This window comes from Staphylococcus warneri (genome assembly GCF_900636385.1).
Classification (GTDB): Bacteria; Bacillota; Bacilli; order Staphylococcales; family Staphylococcaceae; genus Staphylococcus; species Staphylococcus warneri.
In genome coordinates this window covers 496,249-521,075 of the sequence record NZ_LR134269.1, presented here as the reverse complement: position 1 = coordinate 521,075, position 24,827 = coordinate 496,249, and the positions used below count along the sequence as shown (strand labels likewise).

Annotated in this window: 21 protein-coding genes and 1 pseudogene; 9 read left to right on the top strand and 13 right to left on the bottom strand. The window is 32.3% G+C overall.

Annotated features, from left to right (window positions below):
• The first annotated feature begins 25 nt into the window (after positions 1–25).
• Positions 26–451, top strand: coding sequence for a lipocalin-like domain-containing protein (locus tag EL082_RS02365; protein ID WP_002467492.1), 426 nt, complete (start codon positions 26–28; stop codon positions 449–451).
• Between the two features lie 117 nt (positions 452–568).
• On the opposite strand, the gene EL082_RS02360 is transcribed toward EL082_RS02365, so the two are convergent.
• Complete coding sequence (locus tag EL082_RS02360) at positions 569–1,846, bottom strand: YhgE/Pip domain-containing protein (protein WP_002467493.1); 1,278 nt, start codon at positions 1,844–1,846, stop codon at positions 569–571.
• A 162-nt stretch (positions 1,847–2,008) separates the two neighbouring features.
• On the opposite strand from EL082_RS02360, the gene EL082_RS02355 reads away from it, so the two are divergent.
• The gene (locus EL082_RS02355) at positions 2,009–2,617 is read left to right on the top strand and encodes a TetR/AcrR family transcriptional regulator (RefSeq protein ID WP_002467484.1); all 609 of its coding nucleotides are present in this window, start codon (positions 2,009–2,011) and stop codon (positions 2,615–2,617) included.
• Positions 2,618–2,678: 61 nt separating this feature from the next.
• Positions 2,679–3,626 (top strand): magnesium transporter CorA family protein, encoded by a 948-nt coding sequence (locus EL082_RS02350; RefSeq protein ID WP_015364735.1) that lies wholly within the window; start codon positions 2,679–2,681, stop codon positions 3,624–3,626.
• 70 nt (positions 3,627–3,696) lie between these two features.
• Here EL082_RS02350 and EL082_RS02345 read toward each other — a convergent pair whose 3' ends face one another.
• The gene (locus tag EL082_RS02345) at positions 3,697–5,136 is read right to left on the bottom strand and encodes a sucrose-specific PTS transporter subunit IIBC (protein ID WP_103286171.1); all 1,440 of its coding nucleotides are present in this window, start codon (positions 5,134–5,136) and stop codon (positions 3,697–3,699) included.
• A 384-nt stretch (positions 5,137–5,520) separates the two neighbouring features.
• On the opposite strand from EL082_RS02345, the gene EL082_RS02340 reads away from it, so the two are divergent.
• From EL082_RS02340 to EL082_RS02325, 4 genes are all read left to right on the top strand, one after another.
• Positions 5,521–5,892, top strand: a complete 372-nt coding sequence (locus EL082_RS02340) for a YbgA family protein (RefSeq protein ID WP_015364733.1) — start codon at positions 5,521–5,523, stop codon at positions 5,890–5,892.
• Between the two features lie 936 nt (positions 5,893–6,828).
• On the top strand, positions 6,829–8,931 hold the full coding sequence (gene rsp, locus EL082_RS02335) for an AraC family transcriptional regulator Rsp (RefSeq protein WP_103286172.1): 2,103 nt from the start codon (positions 6,829–6,831) through the stop codon (positions 8,929–8,931).
• A gap of 76 nt (positions 8,932–9,007) precedes the next feature.
• On the top strand, positions 9,008–9,430 hold the full coding sequence (locus EL082_RS02330; protein WP_002467277.1) for a pyridoxamine 5'-phosphate oxidase family protein: 423 nt from the start codon (positions 9,008–9,010) through the stop codon (positions 9,428–9,430).
• Between the two features lie 362 nt (positions 9,431–9,792).
• Complete coding sequence (locus tag EL082_RS02325; protein WP_002467269.1) at positions 9,793–10,137, top strand: DUF4889 domain-containing protein; 345 nt, start codon at positions 9,793–9,795, stop codon at positions 10,135–10,137.
• Positions 10,138–10,425: 288 nt separating this feature from the next.
• Here EL082_RS02325 and EL082_RS02320 read toward each other — a convergent pair whose 3' ends face one another.
• The 3 genes from EL082_RS02320 to EL082_RS02310 all read right to left on the bottom strand — a co-directional run bounded on the left by EL082_RS02320 (position 10,426) and on the right by EL082_RS02310 (position 13,076).
• Complete coding sequence (locus EL082_RS02320; RefSeq protein WP_002467272.1) at positions 10,426–11,703, bottom strand: cation:dicarboxylate symporter family transporter; 1,278 nt, start codon at positions 11,701–11,703, stop codon at positions 10,426–10,428.
• A 249-nt stretch (positions 11,704–11,952) separates the two neighbouring features.
• Entirely contained in the window at positions 11,953–12,318 is a 366-nt protein-coding gene (locus EL082_RS02315) for a DUF3139 domain-containing protein (protein ID WP_002467273.1), read from the bottom strand.
• A gap of 128 nt (positions 12,319–12,446) precedes the next feature.
• The gene (locus EL082_RS02310; RefSeq protein ID WP_002467276.1) at positions 12,447–13,076 is read right to left on the bottom strand and encodes a nitroreductase family protein; all 630 of its coding nucleotides are present in this window, start codon (positions 13,074–13,076) and stop codon (positions 12,447–12,449) included.
• A 164-nt stretch (positions 13,077–13,240) separates the two neighbouring features.
• Here EL082_RS02310 and EL082_RS02305 point away from each other — a divergent pair, with 164 nt between their 5' ends.
• Both EL082_RS02305 and EL082_RS02300 read left to right on the top strand, forming a co-directional pair.
• On the top strand, positions 13,241–13,687 hold the full coding sequence (locus EL082_RS02305; protein WP_002450328.1) for a MarR family winged helix-turn-helix transcriptional regulator: 447 nt from the start codon (positions 13,241–13,243) through the stop codon (positions 13,685–13,687).
• 238 nt (positions 13,688–13,925) lie between these two features.
• Positions 13,926–14,342, top strand: coding sequence for an Hsp20/alpha crystallin family protein (locus EL082_RS02300; protein WP_002467271.1), 417 nt, complete (start codon positions 13,926–13,928; stop codon positions 14,340–14,342).
• Between the two features lie 53 nt (positions 14,343–14,395).
• On the opposite strand, the gene EL082_RS02295 is transcribed toward EL082_RS02300, so the two are convergent.
• The 8 genes and pseudogenes from EL082_RS02295 to EL082_RS02260 form a co-directional block, all read right to left on the bottom strand.
• Positions 14,396–15,547 carry a nitrate/nitrite transporter gene (locus EL082_RS02295; protein WP_103286173.1) on the bottom strand — a complete coding sequence of 384 codons (1,152 nt, stop codon included), beginning with the start codon at positions 15,545–15,547 and terminating at the stop codon, positions 14,396–14,398.
• Between the two features lie 492 nt (positions 15,548–16,039).
• Positions 16,040–16,693: a nitrate respiration regulation response regulator NreC gene (gene nreC, locus EL082_RS02290; protein WP_015364730.1), complete on the bottom strand. Its 654-nt coding sequence runs from the start codon at positions 16,691–16,693 to the stop codon at positions 16,040–16,042.
• A 22-nt stretch (positions 16,694–16,715) separates the two neighbouring features.
• Entirely contained in the window at positions 16,716–17,747 is a 1,032-nt protein-coding gene (gene nreB, locus EL082_RS02285) for a nitrate respiration regulation sensor histidine kinase NreB (protein WP_103286174.1), read from the bottom strand.
• A gap of 9 nt (positions 17,748–17,756) precedes the next feature.
• Positions 17,757–18,209: a nitrate respiration regulation accessory nitrate sensor NreA gene (gene nreA, locus EL082_RS02280; protein WP_002465468.1), complete on the bottom strand. Its 453-nt coding sequence runs from the start codon at positions 18,207–18,209 to the stop codon at positions 17,757–17,759.
• Between the two features lie 21 nt (positions 18,210–18,230).
• Positions 18,231–18,908, bottom strand: a complete 678-nt coding sequence (gene narI / locus EL082_RS02275; protein WP_002465461.1) for a respiratory nitrate reductase subunit gamma — start codon at positions 18,906–18,908, stop codon at positions 18,231–18,233.
• Positions 18,901–19,476 carry a nitrate reductase molybdenum cofactor assembly chaperone gene (gene narJ, locus EL082_RS02270; protein ID WP_002465466.1) on the bottom strand — a complete coding sequence of 192 codons (576 nt, stop codon included), beginning with the start codon at positions 19,474–19,476 and terminating at the stop codon, positions 18,901–18,903. Before narJ ends, narI begins: the two co-directional genes overlap by 8 nt.
• Positions 19,469–21,022 (bottom strand): nitrate reductase subunit beta, encoded by a 1,554-nt coding sequence (gene narH / locus EL082_RS02265; protein ID WP_015364729.1) that lies wholly within the window; start codon positions 21,020–21,022, stop codon positions 19,469–19,471. Before narH ends, narJ begins: the two co-directional genes overlap by 8 nt.
• Positions 21,012–24,695: pseudogene (locus EL082_RS02260) on the bottom strand (nitrate reductase subunit alpha). The gene narH and the pseudogene EL082_RS02260 overlap by 11 nt, the downstream one beginning before the upstream one ends.
• Positions 24,696–24,827: the final 132 nt, after the last annotated feature.

Below are 24,827 nucleotides of genomic sequence, written 5' to 3'. Positions count from 1 at the left end.
CATTTAAGAAAGAAGGAATTTTAATATGAGTCAATTACAAGAACAATTAATTGGTACATGGGCATTAGTAAGTTATCAAGATGAAGATGAAAATGGTAAAATTTTCTATCCCCTAGGTAAAGATGCAACTGGTTTTATTATGTATAATCCAGATGGTTATATGTCAGCTCAATTGATGCAACAAGGTCGCCCTGCATATGCATCTGGTGACCTTCACACAGGTACTAAAGATGAAATGGCAGAAGCTGCACACGGTTATTTAGCTTATGCTGGTAAATATGAATTAGATGAAGAAAACCAAACCGTTTATCATACGATGAATGTAAGTATGAATCCAACTTGGTTAGGTGATACACAACCACGTGTATTCAAACTTGATGGCAATACACTTAGCATTGAAAATGGAAACAACCCTAATCAAAAACTCGTTTGGCAACGTGTTAATCATTAATATTCAGAACATAAAGAGCAATCCCAGTAATAAGGGATTGCTCTTTTATATATATACATAAAAACACTGTCAATAAGCTTTGAAAGCTTATCGACAGTGTATATTTAAAGTTTAACTTTATGATGGTACTTCAGTACGTTTTGTACTATGTTTTCTAATTGCTGCTGCTAATAAACTAGACACAGTACCGAAAATCATAAATCCAATAAGCATCCACATTGTTGAATTTAATTCAATATGGTGATTCATATAAATGATTTCTTTTAAGCTTGTAGCATAATGTACGAATGGATTCCAATCTACAATATAACGTTGATAGAATTTAGGTAACATTTGTTTTGGTAACATTACCATTTGCATACTAAAGAACATTGCAATGAAGAAGATTGGTACTGATTTCATACCTAACCAAGTCATTGTTCCTAGTATTAAACCAACAAATCCCATAATCGCTAACGCTACGAAGATTGCAACACGGTTTGGATGATCGAAATCAAATCCAAGTGCGCCTCCCATAAAGTACACATATGCAAAGCTACCAGCAAATGCTGCAATCGCTGTAAATACAATTTGTCCTACAGAAGCAATTAAACGATGTGCAATTTTAATATTGCCACTTGTTCTAAATGCGAAGAATAATAGTACTGAGATAACAATTGATCCCATCCAGATTGGCATAAACATTAAGAATGGTGCGTTACCGCCACCTTGATGATCTTTTACTTTATTGATTTTTTCATTATCCACTTTAACAGGGTTAGTTACAGAATCAATATCTTTAGCATCAACTTTAACATTTTGTTTTTCTAATGTTTGAAGACTTTGTTTTGTAATTTGTTTATTAATATTGTCGCCCATACCTGACAATACATTTGTAGCCATTTGAGAACCTTGTAAACTTGATCCTTGGCTCACAATTGTTTTCAATTGTGCTTGTTTGACATCAACACTTTGATTGCCCATTTTTTTAGCCATCATTTGTGCTTGTTGCGCTGGCACTTCACCAGATTCAACTTTTTCTTTCATTTCAGCTTTTTTGCTGTCCATGACTACTTTTTGAGTTTTACTCATAGCATGTTTAGAAAAATCTTTTTCAAATATAGCAGCGCCATAATATTTTTCATTTTCCATGCCTTTTTTAGCATCTTTTTCACTATCTACTTTGACCCATTTGATTGCTTTAGAATCACTATCTAATAATTTATCTTCTAGTTTGTCACCAATATTCATCTTTTTACCTTGAATAGATGTACCTTCATCGTGGTTTACAATTGCGATAGGCATATCTTTAGGTTTAGGGTTAAACGCTGGATAAAATGCAATTGCAAAAATCATTAATATTAAAATGATTGCGATTGGTGTCAACCATAGTAATTTGCTTTTAAATATATTCATAACTTTTCCTCCCTTGAAGCAATTCAACATTGTGTTGAATATTTATCACTTTTCCAATTATAATGAGTTTAAATAAATAAACAACAATCAATTAATAGAAAAACGTCCGTTATTGAACACAATGATGAATATTGTCTATTAACTAAGGGAGGTTTTACATTTTTGAAAGAAGATAGACGCGTTCGCAAAACCAAATCTGCAATTAAGCACGCTTTTATACAATTATTGAAAGAACGAGGCCTTGAAAATATTACAGTTCAAGATATTGCAGATAAAGCTGACATCAACCGAGGTACTTTTTATTTACATTATGAAGATAAATACCTACTTCTCACTGATATGGAAGATGAATGTATTGATCAAATTTCTAAATTCACTCAATTCTCAGAGATTCAAGGCGATAATGTTGAAATGATAGCGACATTATTTATCGATAAAGTGTTGCGTAACATTATTCAACATGTGTATGATAATTTAGACTTTTACAATACTATTTTGAGTTTAGAAAGAAAAAGTCGCTTAGAAGAAAAAATAAGTGATTTGATACAATATAATATGAAAAATCAAATCAGTGTTGATAATGAAATTGAAGGTATTCCTGAAATGTATTTTCATAGTTACGTATCTGGTGCTACAATATCTATCATTAGGTATTGGGTATTAGACACAAACCGTATCTCTGTTGACGAATTAGTTACACACATCTTTAAGATTATTTATTATGGCCCACTAAGGATTATGGCCGAACAGAGATATAACCATTTGAATTAAACACATTGCTCGTTAAACATAGTGATGCGTTTGAAAAAAAGCTTTGAAAGGACTTTAACAAATGATCACTGCATATAAACATTCAAATCAAATGAATAATGAAATTATTGAAACACCTATAGATCAACAACCATTATGGATTAATGTCGTTGAACCTGATAGAGAAGAAATCGAATATTTAATGGACCACTACAATTTACCTGAAGATTTTATACGAGATCCTTTAGATTCAGAAGAAAGTGCACGTATCGAATATGATGAAGATACTGGATATTCTCTCATTATTATCGATTTACCATTAATCAATTCTACTAATCGTAGTGTTTTATCTTTTATTACGATTCCGCTTGGTATCGTCATTGGAAATGGTATCGTTATGACAATTTGTGATGCTGAAAATGAATTCTTAGAGAACTTTTCAAGACAAGATAATATTAATCTAAAATTTCATAGTCGCTTCGCTCTAGAAATATTAACCACTATTGCGAACCATTATAATAGAAACTTAAGATTACTTAATAAATCAAGAATCCGTATTGAAAGAGAATTAAAAAATAATATTACAAATAAACAACTTTTCAAATTAATGGAAGTCGAAAAAAGTTTAGTCTACTTTTTAGCCGCATTAAAAGGTAACGATACCATTATTAAAAAATTATTCCGTTTACCTGCTATTAAACGATTTGAAGATGACGAAGAGTTACTTGAAGATTTAATCATTGAAAATAACCAAGCCATCGAAACTACTGAGTTACATCAACGTATTTTAGAAAGTATTACAACATCCTATGCGTCACTATTATCTAATGATATGAACACCATTATGAAAACTTTAACCATGTTTACGGTTTTACTAACCCTACCTACACTTGTATTTAGTTTCTTTGGTATGAACGTTCCATTACCATTAGATGATCATAGTTATATTTCTTGGATTATCGTTGTTGGTATCTCACTGATACTTGTTGCGATTGTCAGTGTATACTTATGGCGAAAACAGAAGTTATAACCAGTTTTAAATATAAAAAGATGGACAGTACTAGAGGTCAATATACTCTAACTGTCCATCTTTTTTATGTTTATTGAACTTCTTTATATTTTTTTCTTTTAGATAAGACAAACGTTACAACTACAGATACTACAAAGGCAATGACCATGCCAATTAGATAATGTAACCAACCACCATGATTAGGATTGATTGAAATAAATCCTGGTATACCTGCAGTCCCCAATGCAATCGCTTTAACTTTAAAGAATGAAATATATGCCGCACCTAGTCCAGAACCAATGATTGCACCAATAAATGGATATCTTAATTTTAAGTTAACACCAAACATTGCAGGCTCTGTGATACCTAAAACTGCTGAAATACCTGCTGCTGAAGCAACACCTTTTAATTTTTTATTATTTTTTATAATAAAGAATGATGCTAAAGCTGCCCCACCTTGTGCCATATTAGACATCGTAGCAATTGGGAAAATAAATGAACCACCCGTTTTAGCTTGATCTGCAATCAGCGTTGTTTCCACTGCAATAAAGCTGTGATGCATACCTGTAATAACAATAGGTGCATATAATAAACCGAAGATTAATCCTCCAATAGCACCACCGAATTCATATAACCAAGTTAATCCATCAGATAACCAATAACCTAGTTGTCTTGTAATTGGGCCAACAAATAAAAATGTTAAAAACGCTGTCATAAAGATAGATAACAATGGTGTTAATAAATTGTCCAATACAGTTGGTACTACTTTACGCAACCACTTTTCAATTGTTGCTAATATATAAGCTGCCACAAGCATAGGCAATACTTGTCCTTGATAACCCACTTGGTTAATATGTAATCCAAATACATCCCAATGTGGAATCGCCTTACCTGCTTCTACTGCCTTGGGAAAATCATAGGCACTCATTAAACTTGGGTGTACTAAAATCATACCGAGTGCAGCCCCTAAAAATGGATTGCCGCCAAACCTTTTAGCAGCACTAAATCCAATTAATATAGGTAACAATGTAAATGGCGCATTCGCAAATATATTTATCATATCTGCTAATCCTGCAAATTGACTGTGTACCTCAATTAAAGATTTACCCGCATAAAATAAATCTTTTGCAGTTAATAGATTGTTTAATCCCATTAATAAGCCACCGGCTACGATAGCTGGAATAATCGGTACAAAAATATCTGATAGCATTTTGACAAATCTTTGTATTGGATTCATATTTTTAGTCGATTTGTCCTTCACTTCAGATGTTGTAGATGCTTCTTTACCTGTGATATTTTCCATTTCGTTAAATACTTTGTTGACAGTTCCAGACCCTATAATAATTTGATATTGTCCACCAGTTGAAAATGTTCCTTTAACAACATCCATTTTAGATAATGCTTCTTCATCAACTTTACTCTCATCATTCAAAATTAATCTTAGTCTGGTTGCACAGTGGGCCATTGAATCTAAATTTTCTTCACCACCAATGGCATTTAGTATCTCTTCTGCAGATTGTTTATAGTTCATTTGTCTAATCCCTCCCATTTTTAGAACCGGTTCCAAAATAACTACTTTAATTGTAACCGGTTCCAATTATTAAATCAACACTACCTTTTCACTTTTTGCGTAAAGGGAGTGGGACAGAAATAATAAAGAACCACTAATCATTGATTATGTAGTGGTTCTTACGCATTAGCCATAGCTAATGTGTACTTTAAAATAGGAATACATGAGTGAAACTCATGCATAAGAAATACTAATTTCTAAAGAAAAAGAATGACTTTACAGTCAACTACTGTCTATATATAAATGTAACTTGAACTATATATATTTATGTCCCAGCCTGTAATGTCGTTGACTAATTATGATTAAGGGTATATATGAAATACTAAACGTATAGGAGGGTACAAATTGAAAGAACGCGGACGCATTGAACAATTATGGCGAGAAGAAAAATATCGTGTTTTACTACATAGTCAAAAACAATATGACGCTATTCGAGAAAAGCTAAAGACTCAAACCTCTTACGAGGAAATTCGTATGATGATTGAACACGCTATCACTATTGATCCCAGTCAAGGTAGTGTCATAAATGCATATGATCATATGTGGGGATACTTTAAAAAGTTGGCTACTGACGAAGAAAAGCAAAAGTCTCAAACATTGAAACAACAATTTGTTAACCATGAGGTGTCCATTCATGATTTAATGTCATTTTTAAATGTATTAGCTAATAAATATGAGGTACATTACATACAACAAAGTACTGTATTAAAAGAATAAAAAAACAAACGTTCCATTTTTTAAGGAACGTTTGTTTAATTTTGTGTCGAAAAGGTACGTCACCTTTAAGACACATTAAATGTACATTATGTTTAAATTCTAAAGAAAGATTAATTCTAAGTTGTATCACCAAATAATAATAAACAATAAATAGGACTTAATGCTATAACATCCAGTGAAAGTTATTGTCATGCTTCATATAATTTGTTTTCACTTCGGGGGGAGTATTTCAAATTAATGATTATAAATTATCGCTACTTAAAAATTGATGCTTCATCATACTTTAATTTTCAGAAGATGTGATTTCTCAGGATGCTACCTATTTCTTTATTGGTTAATATCAGCTGCACATTCTAGTTGCTATATCATATCGATTTCAAACCAATGTCATAATGCCTTAACACATATGCTATATGTGTTATGAAGAAATAGGAATTGTATGCGTTAAATCTTGATGTTTATTCTTATTTTAAGTTGATTATTTATTTCACTAAATATGGCGTATGTGATTCTGTGTTGTCTCTCTCTTTTGTTGTTATATCTAAGATGTGTATAACGTACATTTAAAATCACAGATTAACAATCCAGGAATTAAATTTTTTAAAATTCTGTTGGATTGAAATCTATTATTATTATCTACTAAATATTTCATTCTCACTCTATTTAAAATTTCCAAATACTCTCTACTACATTTCTAATTTCTCATTTGTATTGTAAACAACACAAAATTGACTACGTTTTCACAAAAATTGCTATAATAACTTTTATTTTTAACTATTACTATTTGAATGAAAATCTATTATAATAAATATTATTATTCAATCGCATATTAAATGACTTAGACTATGAATATTCTCATATATATTCAAATCGAACAATTTATAAGTGATTATTATATTGTGATACTAAAAAATAAGAGGAGTCCCTTCACATAACATGTCATGCCATTTAACCCTATCCACTCAACATCAAACGCAGCCATGTCGTAATATTAATCAAATCATCATACTGTTTTCATTAAGTCATGAATTGAGCATTAAAATAAATGGTGAACGTAAAGATTTAGATGCTCATATTGCAATTATTAACCATGGAGACATATATGAAATAGAAAATGCGACACATTTAGTTCAATTAAGCATACCTATTTTTTATTTCTACATCGAAGATACATCGTTTTTTCAATGTTACTTTGACAGACATTTATTGCAATCAAGTGACTATATCAAAACATTATTACTTCAACTTTTACAACAAGATTCGAAAAATAATATTGACCAACAAGTGTGCCCTAAAATCATCCAAACATTATATAAAGAAGCAGTAGTAAAATTAGAAGACGATTATATACCTAATATGGCAGTCAACTATCCTTTATTTGCAAATTGTCTTCAATTTTTAGAAGAACATTTAAGTCAACCTATTTCTTTAAAAGATGTCGCTACTCACAGTAGTATTTCTGAGTCTTATTGTTCTAATTTATTTAATCGATATTTGAATATGAATTTTAAAGACTACTTTACAAGTCTAAAATTATGTCATTCTATTCAACTACTTATGACCTCTCATTTATCAATTAACGCTATATCCGAAATATCTGGTTTTACTAGTCATACCAATTTTACGAATCAATTTAAAAATTATTTACAATTTAGCCCTAAACAATACCGCACATATATCAATCAAATTGATACTATGCCACAATTAAATATTGGCGATTATGATCATGCAGCTTTTTTACCACTCATAGAAAAGTTTAATTTCAATGATCAATTAACTACAGAAATTACGAAAATTGATATTGAACATTTTGATCCTAAAGATCATTCAAAAGCTTCCAAAGCATTTATTCGACTCGATAATTTCAATGAATTGTTTCACTTCACCTTTAATGATTATTTCGATATAGATTTTTCATTTTTACCTGAACCGGTCATACTTATCAACGACATTAAGGACTTAACAACCAATCAAATCAATTATCATTTATTATATAGATGCTTTGATAAATTATTCGAACGACATATTGGCTTAGCAATGACCATTAAATCCAAAGTGGACTTTAAAGCAGTTAATCAATTCATCTTAACATTTTTACAAGGTCATACCGACTATCAACTCAATAAAAAGACAGTCAAACTAATGCTAATTTTTGATTCAGCAACAATGACGATACATGATATTCATCTATGTCATTTGAAGATTAAAAATAAAAATAGAGATATCAAATATGGTGTAACTATAGATGGATTATTGCATCAACATCAAACTTTAGATAAAACATATGATATTTTAAGACGACTACATTTTGATTATTATTTACTCGATATCGAAAATATAGAAACGACATCCTTGCTGATTAACAAAAGTAAAACATATAATCGAACGACTTCGCATTTCGATAATTATAAACAATTTATAATAGATTCAGGTATAGAATCTACACGTTTTGTGTATGATTATTTATCTTTAAAATGTTTTAAATATACTAACAATGGTGTAAATCCATTACAACTCGCTGACTTAGTTTGTCATATTATTGCACTATTACGCTATGGTGGTGGCATTAGTTACCAATTGATTGCCACTGGTTCAATTTATATTTCTCTTTTTAATGAATTCGGTAATGCACTACCCCTCATTCACATTTATAAAATGGCACATGCATTTGTGGATGAACCTATTCAAATTTCTAATAATTACATCATGAGTCGAAAAGATGGCAATTATCATTTTATTTTATTTAATAAAATCAACGATCGCTATTTATCTGTTACACATCTAGAATTCATATTAAAAAATAACTTAAAAGCAAATTCATTAATTACAGTCCAAACGTTAAATAATGAACATGGCACTATTGATAATTTATTACCTCAAAACAGACAACAACTGTTTCTTGATAAGGAGATGATTGAACAATTAGACCGTTCTAATCATCCTAAAACTGAATTATCACTCCTAGAACTTGATAATCAAGACATCAAGATCATTTTAAAACACGACGAAGTGAAGTATATCTGTATTAAACCCAATTAATGATTTAAATATAACTATGGCTAAAGTTTAACAATGATGATTTATGGTTATAGTTATCATTAAGGAGATGATTATATTGGATAATCAAAAAGCAACTGAAGCGATTGAAAAAGTATTAGATCATTCTAAAGTAGGTGTACTATCTACAGCTTATAATAACAAACCTAATAGTAGATATATGGTGTTTTATAATGATGAATTAACGCTTTATACTAAGACAAATGTCAACTCAATTAAAGTTGAAGAAATTGAAGATAATCCTTATGCGTACATTTTATTAGGTTATAATGAAACAACTAATCACAGTTTTGTTGAAATTGATGCAACGATTGAAGTTGTCAAAGATCAAAAAGTCATTGATTGGTTATGGGAAACGCAAGATAAATCATTCTTTGATTCTAATAAAGATCCTGAATTATGTGTATTAAAAGTAACGCCTAAGTCTATCAAACTTATGAATGACAAAGATTTAGATACACCTTTCACAATTGAATTATAATTATAATGTGAGTTTGGGACACAATTCCAAAATAATAGCACAAAGATGATTTAAAGTTTAGAATCATTTTTGTGCTTCTTTTATATTTATTATGAGGTTTACACATGTAATTTAATCCATGCCACTAAACTCATTTAATGAAGTGCTTATGTAAAAAAGGAATCACATGACTTAATACGCACACCAATGGAAGCTCAAATACTTATTTGTCAATATTTTTACGTTAATGAACCACAAATACGTATATTTTATGAATTTTTCAATTAATAATAAACACTTATATTTTGAATTTAATTGCAAATTACTCTAATTTTCTGTATAAATGAAATAGAAAACAACAATACTAAAGGAGAATATATAAAATGAAGAGTAAAAAAGGACTTGGTTTTGGTCTTATCGCAATTATGTTAATTGTATGTATTGTTTTAGTTGTCGTAATGATGGCTGGTGGCAAGAAAGAAACATACTATGGTGTTATGAAAAATGATACTACAATTGATAAAATGATTAGTGAAAAAGACGAAAAAATTGAAAAGAATGTTAAACTTCCTTCAGATGCAAAAGTATCTGTTAAAAAAGAAGATTTCGTTATGATTACTAAAAATGAAAAAACTGGCAAAATTGCAAAAGTGAAAAAAGTAGATCATGATGATGTACCTCACGGATTAATGACTCAAATCCATGATATGGGACATATGCATATGTAGTTAAAAAGGAAGCAAGTCCTGATGACTTGCTTCCTTTTCTTTGTATATATATTTGTCGTATTCTCATAAGTCTAACCATTAAAATGGAAGTACGTTTAAGGATCACAGTAGCTTGCGCTACTGCGTAAGAAGTACTAACCATTAAAATGGAAGTACTTCTTTAAATGCATAAGGGCCCCTAATCGCTAATGCGATTTTCTTCTTCGGTTCGCCTTAGCTTGCGCTAATGCATAAGAGCCCCTAATCGCTAATGCGATAAGGGGCTCTAAAAATGTCAGATTTGTTATTTTATAGTGATTTTAAATACTCTTGGCCTTGTTTCTTATCATATAAGTTTTCCCATTTTGCGATAACTACAGTTGATAAAGCGTTACCCATAACGTTAACGACTGTACGTACCATGTCTAATAAACGGTCAACTCCTATGATTAATGCAAGTCCTTGAGCTGGTAATCCCATTGCACCTAATGTTGTTAATAAAACAACGATTGAAGTACCTGGAACTGCCGCCATACCTTTTGATGTAAGCATTAATGTTAACATTAACACAATTTGTTCTGTTAACGTTAAATGCATACCATACATTTGTGCGACGAATAAAGCAGCGATTGACTGATACAATGCTGAACCGTCTAAGTTAAATGTATATCCAATTGGTATAACAAATGATGTAATTTCTTTTGGTGAACCAAATTTTTCCATCTTTTTCATCATTACTGGTAATACAGCTTCTGAGCTTGATGTTGAAAAGGCTAAAAGAATTTCACTTTTTAGTATTTTCATAATTGAGAAAATACTTATGCCACACATTCTTGCTACAATTCCTAATACTACAACTACAAAGAATACCATCGCGAAGACGACAACTAATACAAGTTTAAGTAGAGGAAGTAAAGCTGATGCACCAAATGTAATAATTGTTGTACAAATAAATGCAAAGACACCTAATGGTGCTAATTTTAAAATTTTGTTAATCATCCAGAAAACTGCTTCTAATGTACCATTTAAGAAAGATTTAACTGGTTCTGCTTTTTCACCGATGGCAGCTAAGCCTAAACCGAAGAATACAGCAAAGAAGATGATTGGTAATAATTCTCCTTTAGTTAAAGCTTCAAAAAAGTTTGTAGGTACAATGTTTACAATGGTATCAATAAAATGGTTACCATATGTAGATTGTTCTGCAGCGTGTGCAGATGATTGATATTTAGAAATATCGCCCTTTGGTAGTTTTGATGGATCAAGTCCAGAACCTGGTTTAAACAAGTTACCGAAGATAATCCCAAGACCAATAGCGATTGTTGTTATAATCTCAAAGTAAAGTATTGTTTTCCATCCATAGCGACCTACGGTTTTCGACTCCCCTACGTTCGAAATAGATAACGCTAAAGAACAGAACACAACTGGAATAACGATCATTTTAATTAAATTTAAAAAGACGTCTCCAAATGGCTTTATGTAGTTAGCCGCTTCTTCATTTCCATATAATATAAGTCCAACGACAACACCTAGAACCAACGCAATTAATACTTGCACTGGAAGGCTAATTTTTCTCTTGAATAGAGCCATATTGCAAACTCCCCTTCATCTGACATCACTTAATTATATCAGATAACTTAAAAATAGCTATAATTTTTTAAATAACAAATACAAATAATTGTGTTGAAATTTCTAAATAATTGTGAAACCAGAGTATTTTACTACGGTTATTTTTTTCACTTTCATTGTTATAATCATAATTCTAGCCTAATATCAAACTTACACAATAAGAAAAAAAGGTTACCGATTTTTTCAATCGATAACCTAAAATTATTTAGATTAATTTGAAGGTTTATAATTTTTATTAAAGTAATTGTGTTTGGCACTTTTTAAACTTTTCTTAGTTTCAGTATCAAAACCTTCTGCAAAGATACCTTTTCTTGTACTTATCGGCTGTATGACATAAGTTACTTTAGGCTCGTCTTTATAAATAACTTCCTTATAATAGACACCTTTTTTAGCGCTATACAAAGTTTCTTCTTTTTTTATCTTATCTTTTAAATGATGTTCTTTAAGATAACTATCGACCATTTCAATATTTTTATGGCCTTGATATGTTTTAAGTGCGAAGAAAAATGCAAATGCTAAAACTAATGAAATGATTAATATAATAGCGATTCTAATTAATTTCTGTTTCCTACTCATTTTATAGACTCCTTTTGCCTTATCTTAATTAGTATGAACGAAAAGCATACATTTTTAAAGTCTTATAAAACTTTTGTAACAAAATATTCTTATCTGAATTTTGCACTTAAAAATTTTGTTCAAGTTTATTATAGATATTGTCTAACATCTTCAAGTGGTAAACGTACTGAGTCATGTGCTTCTTGTGCACCTTTACCTACTGCAATAGCTACCACAGGTACAAAACGCTCACTATCTAAACCTAACACGTCTGCAATATTAGCTTTATCAAATCCACCGATTGGATTCGTATCATAGCCATGAGATTTAGCTACAAGCATGAATTGCATAGCCATTAAACTACTATCAATATTGACGATATCTTTCATACCTTCTCTAGATAACCCTTTATAATGAGGAAGGACCCAACTTAACATTTTATCTTTAATTTCTTCAGTCATATGTTTCTTACTTACTGCGTCACTATAAATTTGTTCAGCTTTTTCATAATTTTTCAAGTCACCAAAAACAATAATCATCGCGGACGATGTATTCACTTGTCTTGAGTTCATCCCAAATGAGGGTAAGATTTTTTCTTTACCTTCATCCGAATCTACTACCATTATTCTCCACGGCTGCATATTTACGGATGATGGTGCCTTAGTTGCTTTTTGAATCATTTCATCCATTTCTTCGTGACTAATTTTATATTCAGTATCAAATACTTTTACAGATTTTCTTCCTTTTAATACATCATCAAATTTTGAGATTCTTTCCATTAAGTTCTCCTCTTTCTTTATAAGTCGTTTGATATTTCAAAACAATTAATTTTTATTATAATTTTGTAATTTTTAAATGAAAAGCAATTTGCCTATATCACTTCAAACGGCACTTGACAAGTCATACACTTCATAATATTGTTAGCTTAACAAGGAGTGATTTAATGTATGTAGAAAATAGTTATTTAAGCAAACAATTATGCTTTTTATTCTATGTTTCATCAAAAGAAATAATCAAAAAGTATTCTAGTTATTTAAAGGAATACGAACTCACGTACACTGGTTATATAGTGCTAATGGCGATTGAAGAAGATGAGAAACTTAACATCAAAACTTTAGGTGATAGAGTTTTCTTAGATTCAGGCACTTTAACACCATTACTAAAAAAATTAGAAAAGAAAAATTACGTTGTTCGAACTCGTGAAGAAAAAGATGAAAGAAATCTTCAAATTTCACTGACAGATCATGGTAAAAGTATTAAAAAACCATTATCTGAAGTGTCATTAAAAGTATTTGGCGAATTTGATATCGACGTTAACGAAGCTAAAGAATTAATCAACCATCTTCAAATGTTTGTTTCTAAAAACTTTGATAAATCCACGGAAAAGTAATACTTCTATAGAGAAAAAGACAAAAGTAAACTTTCCCTCAACATTCATATCTTTCTTTTATTCATGTAAATCCAAGTTATGTGAACCAATGTTTCATATTGTAAGCTTTTGTCTATATTCTCTAGAACGAGTAATCACTCCATGAATCCTTTTTACTTTACCTCACCCTAAACAGTACATATAATGAATTTACAATTAAATATGATTCAAATTTAGTTAATCAAAAGGAGCGAATAGTATGCCTAGTAACGACTTCTTTAATAATTCATTTTTGAAAAATGACCCTACTGATATGTTTAGAGACTTAGGTAAACAAGTTTTTAATCAGTTTTCAACACAAGCATTTCCAGCTAATTTATATAATGAAAGCGATCATTATTTAATAGAAGCTGAACTTGCAGGCGTTAAAAAGGAAAATATATCATTAACTTTTGATCATCATACATTAACGATTAAAGCTAATAAGTATTTAGAGCCTCATAATGGACAAGCACAATTGAATGAACGCTCTAACGGAGAACTTGTGCGTCGATTTGAATTTGAAGATGTAGATAAAGATTTAATCAAAGCAACATTTGAAGATGGCGTCTTAAACATTCGCTTACCTAAACAACAACAAGAATCTGAAGACGCAACAACTATTTCTATATTATAAATCAAAATATAACACCCTCGTCACGGTATAACCATGATGAGGGTGTTATTTATTTATGCTTCTTTTTTATTTAAATGAACCATTGTGATTAATGCGATAAGTCCAAAAACAGCTAAAAAGATAAATGCTAAATGACTTGAACCAGTCATACCTGTAACATATGTGATTACTAATGGTGGGAAAAAGCCACCAAGCCCCCCCATCATTGATACAATACCATTTGCTGATCCAGCTTCTTTCGCAAAATATGAAGGTACTAATTTAAAAATAAGACCATTACCAATACCTGCACATACACTTATCATTAAACATCCAATGGTAAATAATGCGATGTGATTAGAAAATCCTAAAATTAATGCACCTATAATCATAATGACAAAATCTACCATCAGAACTTTAACTGCATTTAATTTATCACCTAGTATACCTCTGACTGGTCTCAAGAAAGTCGCTAAAGCAATAAATATACCTGAACGAATACCTGCATCTACTTTATCTATACCAAAATGTTGTACAAGATAGTTTGGCAAAAATAGTCCAAAGGCTACAAACGCACCAAATGTAATAAAGTACCAAAGACTTGTATAGTATAGTTTATAATTTTTAAATAAGATTTTCATTTGAGCTATTAGTGGCACTTTTACTTTAGGCTCACGATTATCCCCAAATATAAACATTAATACTGCAAATATAGCAATAATAACCAAATAACTTCTAACCGTTGCTTGCCAACCAATAATCCCTGCAATTGGCGGTGCTAAAAAGGATGAAATGGCTGTCCCTATATTTCCCATACCATAGATACCATTTGCTAATCCTACTTTATCTTTTGGAAAATATTTTGGAATTGATGTAACACCTACAGAGAAGATGGCACCACCAACACCAAGAAAGAATCCAGATATCATCATCATTTTTGGTGATTGTGCTTGTCCTAAAAAGTAAATTGGAAATAAAAGCACTATAAAGCTACAGAAAAACACCCATTTGGCTCCAACAATATTAGTTAAATAACCAAAAGGGACACGTAATATTGATCCTAAAATTACGGGTATTGCTAAAATAATGGATAGTTGTCCCGCTGATATTTTAATGTCTTGAGAAATAAACGGCATTAATGGAGAAATAATACTCCAAGCCATAAAACCAACCACTAAGCTAAGTGTTTGTAATGTGAGTTGAAATCCACCTTTTGTCTTGTCCATATTTTCACCCTCGTCGAATTCATTTATTTATTAGTACTATGTGGGCCTGCCTTTTAATAGCAGTATTAATGAACATAGAACTAATCTTAATTTGATTTTATCTACTTTGTGAAAAACTGAACATTAGGATAATCCCTTATTTATATAAGTAATTCCCCTATTAATAGGATCACAGTAGCTTTCACTACTGCGTAAGAGGGTGAAGAACAGAAATTTTACATTTCGTCTTTCTTCCCCGGCACATGATGACTAGGTGAGTTACAAGTATCACGTAGTAACTTACCAGTCATCCACTGCCCCTAACCATTAAAATGGAAGTACTTTTAAGGATCACAGTAGCTTTCACTACTGCGTAAGAAGTACTAACCATTAAAATGGAAGTACTTCTTTAAATGCATTAGAGCCCCTAATCGCTATAGCGATCATTCTCTTCGGTTCGCCTTAGCTTCGCTAAGGCATAAGAGCCCCTAATCGCTATAGCGATAAGGGGCTCTAAAATTCTAATAGTTTCTTTTTCATGGCGTATTCTACGAGTTCTGGTTTTGATTTTAATTCTAGTTTGTTCATAATGTGTGTTTTATGTGCTTCTACTGTTTTCACTGATACAAATAGTTTTTCTGCTATTTCTTTATTACCGTAGCCTTTTGCTATTAATGGCAATATCTCTAATTCCCTTTTGGATAACACTTTGAATGGATCTGATGTATCTGTATATTCCTGATTACTACTGTTTACAAATTCATTGACTAATGAGGTTGTTAATTTCATATCCACATATGTCTCACCATTATAAACCGTTCTAATAGCAAGCAATAGTTGTTCATCAGGTGCGTTTTTCAAAATATAACCTTTCGCACCGTTCCTCAATACATGAAATAAATACTCTTCATCATCATACATCGTTAAGATTAAAATCTTAGTTTCAGGAAAACTTTCATGAATTTTACTCGTTGCGATAAGTCCAGATTCACCTGGTGGCATACTTAAGTCCATTAATAGCACATCAGGTTTAAACTCCATGACTTTTTGATAGGCTTCTACACCATCAGCAGCGGTAGCAACTACTTCCATATCCTCTTGATAATTCAATATCATAGAGAAACCGGTTCTAACAACTGCATGATCATCGGCAATAACTATTTTCAACATTATTCCCCCAAAAATTAATTTACAGTGGTACTTCTAAAGTAATAATCGTTCCTTTACCTATATGCGTTTCTATGTTTAAATTCCCTTCAACAAGTTCTGATCGCTCTTTCATTCCATATAACCCTAGTCCAGATCCTCTTGGCTTGGAAGATGGATCAAATCCTTGTCCTCGATCAATAATTTCAGCGATTAAAGTCAATTCATTTTGCTGAATAGTGACTTCTACTTCACTAACACCAGCATATTTTAAAGCGTTATATACAGCCTCTTGAACAACTCGATAAACGACTGTTTCCACTTCACTATCAAATCGATGATTGACAATGTTAGAAACATAATTGATTTGCATACCATAATTTTCTTCGAATTGTTTAAAATACGATTTAAATGCTGCCTCTAGTCCTAAATCATCAAGGGATGCAGGACGCAATTCAACTGATAAATGTCGGACATCATCAACGAGTTGTGACATTAATCCTTCAATATTTTTAACATCATCTAATATCTTCTCTTTATCTTGTTGATATTTTAACAAACGTAATTGAACATCAATATTCAACATTTCTTGAATAACACTATCATGTAATTCTCTAGATATACACTTACGTTCATTTTCTTGTGCAGAAATTGTTTTTCTCATCATTCGACGTTGATTCATTTTTTCTTGTCGTTCAATTTGAGGTGCAACATCTTGCAAAGTAAATGCGTTGATGCCTTTAACCGGATCAATTGTAATGTAAGAAGCTGTAAATGGTGCGATTTTTCTGTTTTTTGTTTTCATAAATACTTGGAATTGAGAGTGATGAGGTTGTTCTACATCTAAAAAGCAATCTTTGCATGACTGTAAGTCATACTCATTCGTGTAACCCTCGCATCGTCTGCATATCGCATTTGTCATCGCACTATAATTTTCTTCTTCCGAAATGACCTCTTTAGCTGCTTCATTCATTGCTATGACTTTTCCGTTATTATTTACAAAAACAATCTTCTCATTTGTACTTTCAAAATAACGTCTTAACAACACTTCAAGTTGTTCATTATTAACCGTCAAGTTAATCACCTAAATTTCTTCATTAAATATCCCTAATTGTTCATAAATATCTATATCATACACATTTATTGGTAATGGTTTATGATTTCTTTGGCCAAACAACATGACACCATACACTTGTTGTTGATACCAAAGTGGAATCGCTATGACCGCGGTTAAATTTTCACTGAGTAATATAGGAAACTTAACCTTTTCATCAGGTGTTAAAGCCATGTCTACATTAGCAATTACCATTCTCTTTCCCGTTTTCATCACATTACCAGCTAGACCTCGCCCTTTACGCAAAATAATCAATTTATATCTATCATTCTTATTGCCTGACACATATTGCCATTTTATAGGTGAAAAGGTGCTCGCTGATTCATAAAAAGCTAACGCTGCAAAATCAAAACCTTGTTCTAATCTAATTCTATCAATATTTTCTTGAAAATTTTGGCTTTCAAACATTGAATCTGGCATCATACTATTTCCACCCTTGAATTACTATAGTTTATTTTTTCGGTAAATAATGTACCTTCTATTTGTATATGATAAGGGTACACTCCATACATGAACTAAACGCGTAAATGGCCAACACGCAAAAATGGTAAACCCTAATAACATATGCAATTTAAATTGCAATGGTACATTGGTCATCAAATCTGCATGAGGTTTAAACATAAAGAGTTGTCTAAACCAAACTGAAATGGTTTCACGATAATTAAATTCGATATGCATCATATTCGTAACTATTGTAGAGTAACATCCCATGAAGATAATGATTAATAAAAGAATATTAACAAAAATATCTGAAAATGAACTTAAACGTCTCACATTTTTGATTGTAATTCTTCTAGCGGTAAGTAACAACATACCTATTAACGTCATTATACCAAAAATACTACCAATATATACTGCCCCAAAATGATACATATGTTCACTAACACCTAATGAATCCATCCAATATTTCGGTATGACAAGACCAACGACATGTCCAAAGAAAACGGGAATTACGCCTAAATGAAATAGTAAGCTTCCCCATTTCAATCTCTTTTTTTCAATTAATTCGCTAGACTTTGCAGTCCAAGAAAACTGGTCATACTTAAATCTAGCAATGTGTCCGATGATAAATATAGCGATACATAAGTATGGATATATGACCCATAAAAATTGATTAATCATGCAGAGCCACCCCTTCTGGCACTTGTAAACATAATTTCAACGTCTTTCTTAATGCTTGAATGACATAACCATATGGATGGTTGAGTTTTCCAAGTTCATTTGCCATGACATATGTTCCATCTTCAATAATCATAATGACTAATTGAATATTTTCTTCTGCCCTTTCATCACCACGCCATTCTATAGTTTGTAAAAATTGTAGCATCAACGGTAGATAATCTGACAGTTCATTATCTACCATTTTCAAACCAAACATTTCGTACAATACTTTAAGTTTTGCTAACATTTGCCCTCGCTCTTTTTGCGTATCAAATTGATTATATGTCATATATAAAGGGGCTTTTTTGCTAAAATCAAAGGTATCTGTATATATTTGTTGAATTTCAGATAACGTATATTGCATCATCTGTTCTCTAAATGCTAATAGATCTTGATACCCCGGATGACTAGGATCGATAACTTCGTTAAATATATTTTCATTAAATGTCTTTTTCTCAGGGAAGCATAATTGCATTGCGATATATCCTAAACTGTCTTGATATCGATATAAATTGTCAAAGTTAATCACGGAAAATCCCTCCATAGAAACGCTCGTTATAAATGTCTTGACCTGACTTGTCCGTAGCAACTGCGACGCCGCATCCTTCACAATTCACACCAAAGTTTTCGCCACCATAACCTTGCGAACCTTGAGCGTGATACGTATCTAAATAAGTTTCTTTATGTGTTGTCGGTATCACAAATCGTTCTTCATATTTGGCTAAACCTAATAATCGATACATATCTTTCGTTTGTCGTTCAGTAAGACCTAGTTGCGTTAGACGTTCAACATCAAAATCTTTTTGAGTCACCTGTGCTCTCATATAACTTCTCATCATAGCCATTTTTTGTAGTGCTTGTTTGACCGGCTTAGTGGCACCTGCTGTAAACATATTCGCTAAGTATTCTATCGGTAAGCGCATTTCTTCTATGGCAGGAAAAATCATATCCGGATTTTGTTCTGAATTTTTACCTTCAAAGTAACTCATAATTGGACTTAATGGTGGACAATACCACACCATTGGCATTGTTCTATACTCTGGATGCAATGGGAATGCTAATTTATATTCAATGGCTAATTTATAAATCGGTGACTGTTGTGCCGCTTCAATCCATTCATGATTAATACCATCTTTTTCAGCTTGTGCAATGATTGCTTCATCAAATGGGTCCAAGAATAGTTCCAATTGCTTTTCATATAATTCTTTTTCATTTTCAGTTGATGCCATTTCTTCTACTCTGTCAGCGTCATATAATAATACGCCTAAATATCTCATTCGACCTGTACAAGTTTCTGAGCAAACTGTAGGCATGCCTGCTTCAATTCTAGGAAAACAAAATGTACATTTTTCAGCTTTATTCGTTTTCCAGTTAAAATAGACTTTTTTATAAGGACATCCAGTCATACAATAACGCCATCCACGACATGCATCTTGATCAACCAAAACGATGCCATCTTCATCTCTTTTATACATAGCACCTGATGGACAAGACGCAACACAGCTTGGATTAAGACAATGTTCACATAATCTTGGTAGATACATCATAAATGTTTCATCAAATTGAAACTTGATATCTTCTTCTATCTTTTGAATATTAGGATCTTTAGGCCCAGTCACATGACCACCAGCTAAATCGTCTTCCCAGTTAGGTCCCCATTCAATATCCATATTTTCACCAGAAATAACAGAGTAGGCTCTTGCTACTGGAGAGTGTTGACCTGCCTTAGCTGTTGTTAAATGCTCATAGTTATAATTCCAGGGTTCATAATAATCTTGAATCAATGGCATATCAGGGTTATAGAAAATCTTTCCAAGTGCTATTTTAGACCACTTACTACCAGATTTAAGTTGTAATTTCCCTTTCCGATTCAATACCCAGCCGCCTTTATAGTGCTCTTGATCCTCCCAACGTTTGGGATAACCTGTACCAGGCTTTGTTTCAACATTATTAAACCACATATATTCTGCACCAGGTCGATTTGTCCATGTGTTTTTGCAGGTAACGCTACAAGTGTGACAACCTATACATTTATCTAAATTCAACACCATTGCTATTTGCGCTTTAATCTTCAAGCCAATTGACCTCCTTCATCTTTCTTACTGCTACATATACATCTCTTTGATTTCCAATTGGTCCATAATAATTGAAATGATAACTAATTTGAGCATAGCCACCTATGAGTTGTGTTGGTTTCAAATGAATTCGTGTTGGTGCATTGTGTGAACCACCTCTAGTATCAGTAATTTCAGAACCAGGTGTTTGAATATGTTTATCTTGTGCATGATACATAAACATAGTACCTTTAGGCATTCTGTGTGAAATGACAGCTCTCGCTGTAACGACACCATTTCGGTTATATACTTCTAACCAATCGTTATCCTGAATGTCATGTTCAACTGCATCCTCATCAGAAATCCATACTGTTGGTCCACCTCTAAATAACGTCAACATATGTTTATTGTCTTGGTACATAGAGTGAATATTCCATTTGCCATGCGGTGTTAAGTATCGCAATATTAAAGTGTCAGTACCGCCTTTAATTTGCTTATCCTTAGTACCAAATACCATTGGTGGTAATGTAGGTTTATAAATAGGCAAACTTTCTCCAAATTGTTGGAAAATCTCATGATCAATATAGTAACTTTGACGACCAGTTAACGTTCTAAATGGTACGAGTCTTTCTATATTTGTTGTAAATGGTGAATAACGTCGTCCATTTTTATTTGAGCCAGGGAACACTGCTGTTGGAATAACTTCTCTAGGTTGAGAACCAATATTTAAAAATGTTATTTTTTCAGACGCACGTTCACTTGAAATGTCAGTTAGCGTCATACCTGTTTGTTTTTCTAAATCTTGATAAGATTTTTGTGATAATTTGCCATTTGTAGCTGATGAAAGATTTAACATTGCATCTGCTACATTTCGAGCAGAGTGAATTCTAGGTTTATCATTTTTGATAGATTTAGGATCTTTATCATTCCAAGTCCCTAGCATACTTTTTAATTCTTCGTATTGTTCCTTCACGCTAAAACTAACACCATGCGCCCCTACTTTATCTGTCTCTAATTTCGGTCCAACAGAAACATACTTATCATAAATTAATGTGTAATCACGTTCTACGATGGTAAAGTTAGGCATTGTTTTACCTGGTATGGCATCTATCTCACCTTTAGACCAATCTTTTACTATACCTAATGGTGTGGCTATTTCTTGTTTAGAATCATGACCTAATGGTGTTGTTACGACATCTTTATATGTACCTGGTAGATAATCCTTCGCCATTTCTGACACTGCTTTAGCGAGTGTTTTATAAATATCCCAATCGGATCGAGACTCCCACAATGGATCTATGGCTGGATTAAATGGATGAACATAAGGATGCATATCAGTAGAAGAAAGGTCATGCTTTTCATACCAAGTTGCTGCTGGTAAAACAATATCTGAATATAATGGCGTCGCTGTCATTCTAAAATCGAGCGATACGAGTAAATCTAATTTACCTGTTGTTTCTTCTCTCCACTGAATTTCATCAGGTTTATCATCTTCGTTTGGTGATGCTAATAATCCTGATTTTGTACCTAATAAATGTTTCATAAAATATTCTTGTCCTTTAGCAGAACTAGAAATTAAATTAGAACGCCATACGAATAATGTTTTAGGATGGTTTTTTCTTAAATCAGGATCTTCTACTGCAAATTTTGTTTCCTTCGTTTTCACTTCATTAATCGCACGTTGTAAGATGGCTTCATTTGAATCATCACCATTTTCTTTGGCTTCTTCAGCGAATAACAAACTATTCTTATTAAACTGTGGATACGAAGGCAACCAGCCTAATTTAGCTGCTGTCACATTGTAATCAGCTGGATGTTGATGTTTTATATGCTTCGCTAAAGGTGATTTCAATTTATCAACATTTGATTCTTCATACTTCCATTGATCTGTTGCGAAATAGAACCAACTTGTCCCATTTTGTAAGCGTGGAGGCCCTTGTCAATCTTTAGCAAATGCAATCGTATTCCATCCTTCGATAGGTCGACATTTTTCTTGTCCAACATAGTGTGCCCAACCACCACCATTGACACCTTGACAGCCACATAACATAACTAAATTTAAAATAGAACGATAAATTGTATCGGAATTAAACCAATGGTTGATACCAGCTCCCATAATAATCATTGAGCGTCCTTCTGTGTCTATAGCATTTTGAGCAAATTCTTTTGCAACTTGAATGACTAGGCTAGATTTTATACCTGTAATGTTTTCTTGCCAGGCAGGCGTATATTTAGAATGTGCATCGTCATATCCCGTTGCTTCTAATTCATGATTAAAACGTTTGATACCATATTGACTTATCATCAAATCATATACAGTAGTAATATATCTTTCATCACCATTAGCTAATTTAATCTTCTTAGTAGGTATAGGTCGTTCAAAGACACCGTCGCCATTGCTATCAAAATATGGAAATTGAATTTGTTGTAATTCAAAATCACTTTCATCCATGGATAGACTAGGTTGAATATCATTGCCTGCTTCATCTTCTAATTTAAGATTCCATTGTTTACCATCTTCCCAGCGTTGCCCCATCGTGCCATTTGGAACAACTAGTTGATTTGATAAGTTATCAAATAACACAGGCTTCCATTCTCCGTTTGTTGTATCTTGTCCAAGATCACTTGCTCTTAAAAATCGGCCTGCTTTCAAACCATTTTCATCTTGATCTAACATTAATATAAAAGGCATATCTGTATATTGTTTAGCATAATTAATAAATCGTGAATTAGGATTATTGATATAATATTCTTGTAAAATAACATGTGTCATTGCTTGAGCAACTGCAGCATCAGTACCTGGATTAGGCGCCAGCCAATTATCTGCAAACTTTACATTTTCAGCATAATCTGGTGCGATAGAAATGACTTTAGTTCCTTTATATCGTACTTCTGTCATGAAATGTGCATCTGGAGTTCTTGTTAATGGTACGTTTGAACCCCACATAATCATGTAAGCAGCGTTATACCAATCACTTGATTCAGGGACATCTGTCTGTTCCCCCCATATTTGAGGTGATGCTGGTGGCAAATCGGCATACCAATCATAAAAACTCAACATTTCTCCACCCAACAAATTAATGAATCGTGCACCAGCTGCATAGCTCACCATAGACATCGCTGGAATAGGCGTGAATCCTGCTATTCTATCTGGACCATCTTTTTTAATGGTATATAGTAATTGAGCAGCGATAATATCAGTTACATCTTTCCAATTTGATCGTACATGACCACCCATACCACGCGCTTGTTTATAACGTTTGGCTTTTTCTTCATCTTCTACAATAGATGCCCATGCAGCAATTTTGTTTCCATGATTTTCTTCAAGTGCTTCTTGCCATAATTCTAAGAGCTGCCCTCTGATATAGGGATATTTAACTCTTAATGGACTATATTCATACCATGAAAATGAGGCACCTCTTGGGCATCCTCTCGGTTCATATTCTGGCATATCTGGACCACAACTAGGATAATCTGTTTGTTGATTTTCCCATGTTATGACGCCATTTTTAACAAAAACTTTCCATGAACAAGACCCAGTACAATTCACGCCGTGGGTAGTTCTCACTTCTTTATCGTGACTCCAACGTTCACGGTACATTTTTTCCCATTCTCTGCTTTTACTTTCAAGTACTGACCAATTACCATTAAACTTTTCAGTTGGTTTAAAAAAATTCAATCCAAATTTGCCCATAAATATCCTCCTAGACCTTTACTTCATCTATGCGTTCCAATCTTTTCAATTAGATTGTACATTTTTTCACAATATTTATATATTAGGGAATGTCCTAATTGCACTTATAAATTCCCTACTACAAAAAAGCAG